The sequence below is a fragment of the Aporhodopirellula sallentina SM41 genome, assembly GCF_000346505.1.
Taxonomy (GTDB): domain Bacteria; phylum Planctomycetota; class Planctomycetia; order Pirellulales; family Pirellulaceae; genus Rhodopirellula; species Rhodopirellula sallentina.
This window is the reverse complement of record NZ_ANOH01000091.1, coordinates 1-3,538: the sequence shown is the minus strand read 5'-3', so window position 1 is coordinate 3,538 and position 3,538 is coordinate 1. Positions and strand designations below refer to the sequence as shown.

The following is a 3,538-nucleotide window of genomic DNA, read 5'->3' as shown; positions in this document are numbered from 1 at the left end:
GCGCGCAAGCCACGGGAAGGTTTTGCGTGTACACGTATGCGGCGAGACCGTATTCCGTGTTGTTTGCCAACTCGATTTCATCGTCGTCATCGGTGAATGGAATGATCGGCAGAATCGGGCCGAAGATCTCATCGCACGAGAGTTCCATGGAGGGGGCGACATCGCGAAGGATGGTCGGTTCGATGTAGAAGCCAGGCATTTCGGGATCGGGAATCTTGCCGCCACAAACGACCTTGGCCCCTTTTTGTTGGGCGTCGGCGATTAACGAGAGCATTCGGTCGCGTGCGTTTTCGGTGAGTACCGGTCCCATCCGACGACCGTCGCCTCGCCCCGCGCCGAGGACGATTCCCGACGCGCGTTCGTGTGCGGCAGTGATGAATTCTTCGTAGACGGATTCATGAACGAAGCAGCGGTTGGGCGACACACAGACTTGACCGGAGTTTGCGAATTTCAGGTCCACGATGCTGTGAGCAGCGGCAACGATGTTGGCATCGTCGTAAACCAAGACAGGTGCGTTGCCACCCAATTCGACCGAGAAATGCTTCACGTTCGTGCACGCGGACTTCATCGCACCGATGCCGGCCCGGGTGGAACCGATCATCGTGAACATCGCAGGGATTTCGCTCTCAAGCAGCGGTCCGGTGACGTCGTAGTCGGTCCCCGTGATAATGTTGACAACCCCTGGGGGGAGTCCCGCGTCGGTGAGCAGTTCGGCACAACGGAGTGTTGACAAAGGTGTCAGTTGAGACGGTTTGATGATCGCCGTGCATCCTGACGCCATGACCGGCCCCAGTTTATAACCGAGGTTGAGAAGTGGGAAATTCCACGCCAGGTATCCGACGACCACACCGAGCGGTTGACGCAATGTGTAGTTGAGAAACCTGCCGTCGGGATCAGGGATGACCTGTTGGTCAATACGCGCGGCTTCCTCACAGAAGAACTTCAGGCAGGTTGTCAGCATGCCGAAGTCGTATTCGGCGTTGTCGTACGGTTTACCTGTTTCAGCGATGAGGAGGTCGATGATCTCCTCACGGTTGGCCTCGAGCAATTCAGCATAGCGCTCGATGATCGGTTGTCGCTGTGAGAGCGGCATGCGGGACCAAGTCGCGAAAGCGTTCTTCGCGGACGTGAGGGCGAGTTGGACCGATGTGCTGTTGATTTCGGGGACGTTGGCGATGACTTCGGCGGTCGCCGGATTGGTTACCGGAAACGTGTTGTCCGTTTGGACCCGTTCGCCGTCTATCAGCATCGAGAATTGTTTTTCCAGCATCCTTTCACGCCTTCAGTTCGGTTTGTTGGACGACAAACGATTGCATCTTGTCTTCGTTGACTTTCACTCCGAGGCCCGGGCCGGTTGGGACGCGGGCGATGCCGTTTTCCACCGCAACAGGGACATCAAACAATTCATCGCGGAGCGCGTTTGGTGTGCGATCGTATTCCAGGAGAGGCGGTGCGTTTTCTTTGCGTCCCGGTTCGCGATAGCCCGATGCGAGAAAGTGCGTCGCCGACGCCAGGTTGAGCATCGTGCCCCAACAGTGCGGGACGACGTTGATGCCCATCGACGAGGCAAGATTTCGAATTTTCAACGCTTCCGAGGGGCCACCGCAATAGGCCAAGTCTGGCTGCGCGATTTGGACACCGCCAGTTGAAAGGAGTCTTTGGAATCCGTAACGCGTTTGTTCACACTCGCCGGTTGCAATGGGCATGTCGAGTTTATCTTGCAGTTGCCGGAACTGTCCTTCGAACTCCGGCGAGAGTGGTTCCTCAAACCACTTGAAGTCGTTTTCCTCCAGCACGCGTCCGATTTGGATGGCTTCGGGAAGATCGAACGCGTGGTTGGAGTCTGCCATCATGGTCATGTTCGGCAACGCATCGCGAAGAGATTCGATTTGGCGGGCGTCGAATGCAAGGTTCTTGCCGACCTTGATTTTGAGGGCTTGGAATCCGAGTTGCTGATACATCGACGCTTCCTCGACGATCGACTGGATCAAATCCGCCTCGGGCATTTCCTTGAAATACATGCCGGTGGCATAACACGGCACTTCGTCAACGTAACGTCCGCCCATCAGTTCGGACACTGACAGGCCGAGTGTTTTACCGCGGAGATCCCAGAGTGCCATGTCGATCCCCGACATCGCACCCATCATCACTCCGCCGCGTGCGAAATCGAGAGAGGAACGCCACATCAGATGCCACAACGCGTCGGTTGCGAGTGCGTTTTGATTGAGCAACCTGGGTGCGTAAAAGCGATCGATCGCCGTTTGGTAAACCTCCGAGGGGCCGTAGCATTCGCCCCAACCGCTCGTGCCGTCTTCGGCGACGATCTCAACCCACAGGGTGTTTCGTGTGTCGTAGTACCACTGTGAAAAGCCAAACGGAACCTCCAAGTGATCTCGCAAATGATGGGTGCGGATGCACTTGATCGTGGACGTTGGACGTTTTGCGGTCGATGTACTTTCGCGAGGTTGACTTTCGTCCGGCGACAGTCCCCTGTTCGAAGGCGACATCGAAACGGTGGGGACCGCGGGGGACCAATCCTGATTTTCCATGTCTTCGATCATTTGAATGGGGAGTTGGAGTCTGCTGCGGAGGAACACGTCGCGCCGCTCCAACGCGGGGCGAATCATGCGTTCGCGGTCGGGCGTGTCTAGACGAATCGCCAATCGGGTCGACGAGAAGAATGCCCATTGAAAAGATGTGGTATTGTAATACAATTGGCCCTCTTCAATCAAGAGGTACGAGAAAAATGTCTTCAACGCGTCGAAATCTATGTGAGCAGGTTGTGCACGACCTTGGGTTGCGCATCGTGTCGGGGGTGATCGAACCGGGTGATGCGATTCCGCAAGAGTGGACGTTGTGTGAGCAAATGGGAGTCAGTCGTACGGTGGTCCGTGAGGCGGTCAAATCGTTAGCCGCCAAAGGATTGATCGAGTCACGGGCCAAGCGGGGAACGATCGTACGTCCCATGTATGATTGGAATCATCTCGATCATGACGTGATCGGATGGCAGGCGGGGGCGGATGAAAGCGGGTTGAACTTGGTTCGTTTGACCGAATTTCGTCAGGCGGTAGAGCCGAAGGCGGCAGCGATGGCGGCCGAGCGGGCAACCTCGGAGGCGATTGAACGCATCGAAGACGCTTGGAAAGAGATGGATCGCACCGCCGGAAACGACGTGGAAGGTTTCTTAGCCGCCGACATTCGCTTTCACACCGAAATCATGCAGGCGACGGGCAATCCGTTTTTCTCGCCGGTGGCCAATGTGATCGGTGCGTCGTTGGAGGCGAGTCTGCGCGTGACCAACTGTCTTCCCCCTGACAACATTCCTTCGGTGCCGTTGCACGAGAAGGTGCTGCAGGCGATCCGCGACCGTCAGGCGATGGCGGCTCATGATGCCATGTTGTCGATGTTGATGGACGCGGCCAATCGGATTGACCGGGCACTCGCCAAATCAGCGAGTCTGGATCAGGACGCCCCCAAGGAAGGCGAAAACGGCTAGTGGTTCGTCAAAGCCTTGTTTTGGGGTAGCGGAGCTCGCCAA

General features: G+C 56.8%; 3 protein-coding genes. 1 reads left to right on the top strand and 2 read right to left on the bottom strand.

Annotation, left to right across the window (positions count from 1 at the left end):
- Together RSSM_RS04970 and RSSM_RS04965 are read right to left on the bottom strand one after the other, a co-directional pair.
- A partial coding sequence (locus RSSM_RS04970) for an aldehyde dehydrogenase family protein (protein WP_008675243.1) occupies positions 1-1,270 on the bottom strand: 1,270 nt, incomplete at its 3' end.
- 4 nt (positions 1,271-1,274) lie between these two features.
- Complete coding sequence (locus tag RSSM_RS04965) at positions 1,275-2,756, bottom strand: mandelate racemase/muconate lactonizing enzyme family protein (RefSeq protein ID WP_236620948.1); 1,482 nt, start codon at positions 2,754-2,756, stop codon at positions 1,275-1,277.
- On the opposite strand from RSSM_RS04965, the gene RSSM_RS04960 reads away from it, so the two are divergent.
- Complete coding sequence (locus RSSM_RS04960; protein ID WP_044301173.1) at positions 2,747-3,496, top strand: FadR/GntR family transcriptional regulator; 750 nt, start codon at positions 2,747-2,749, stop codon at positions 3,494-3,496. The genes RSSM_RS04965 and RSSM_RS04960 overlap by 10 nt on opposite strands.
- Positions 3,497-3,538 lie beyond the last annotated feature (42 nt).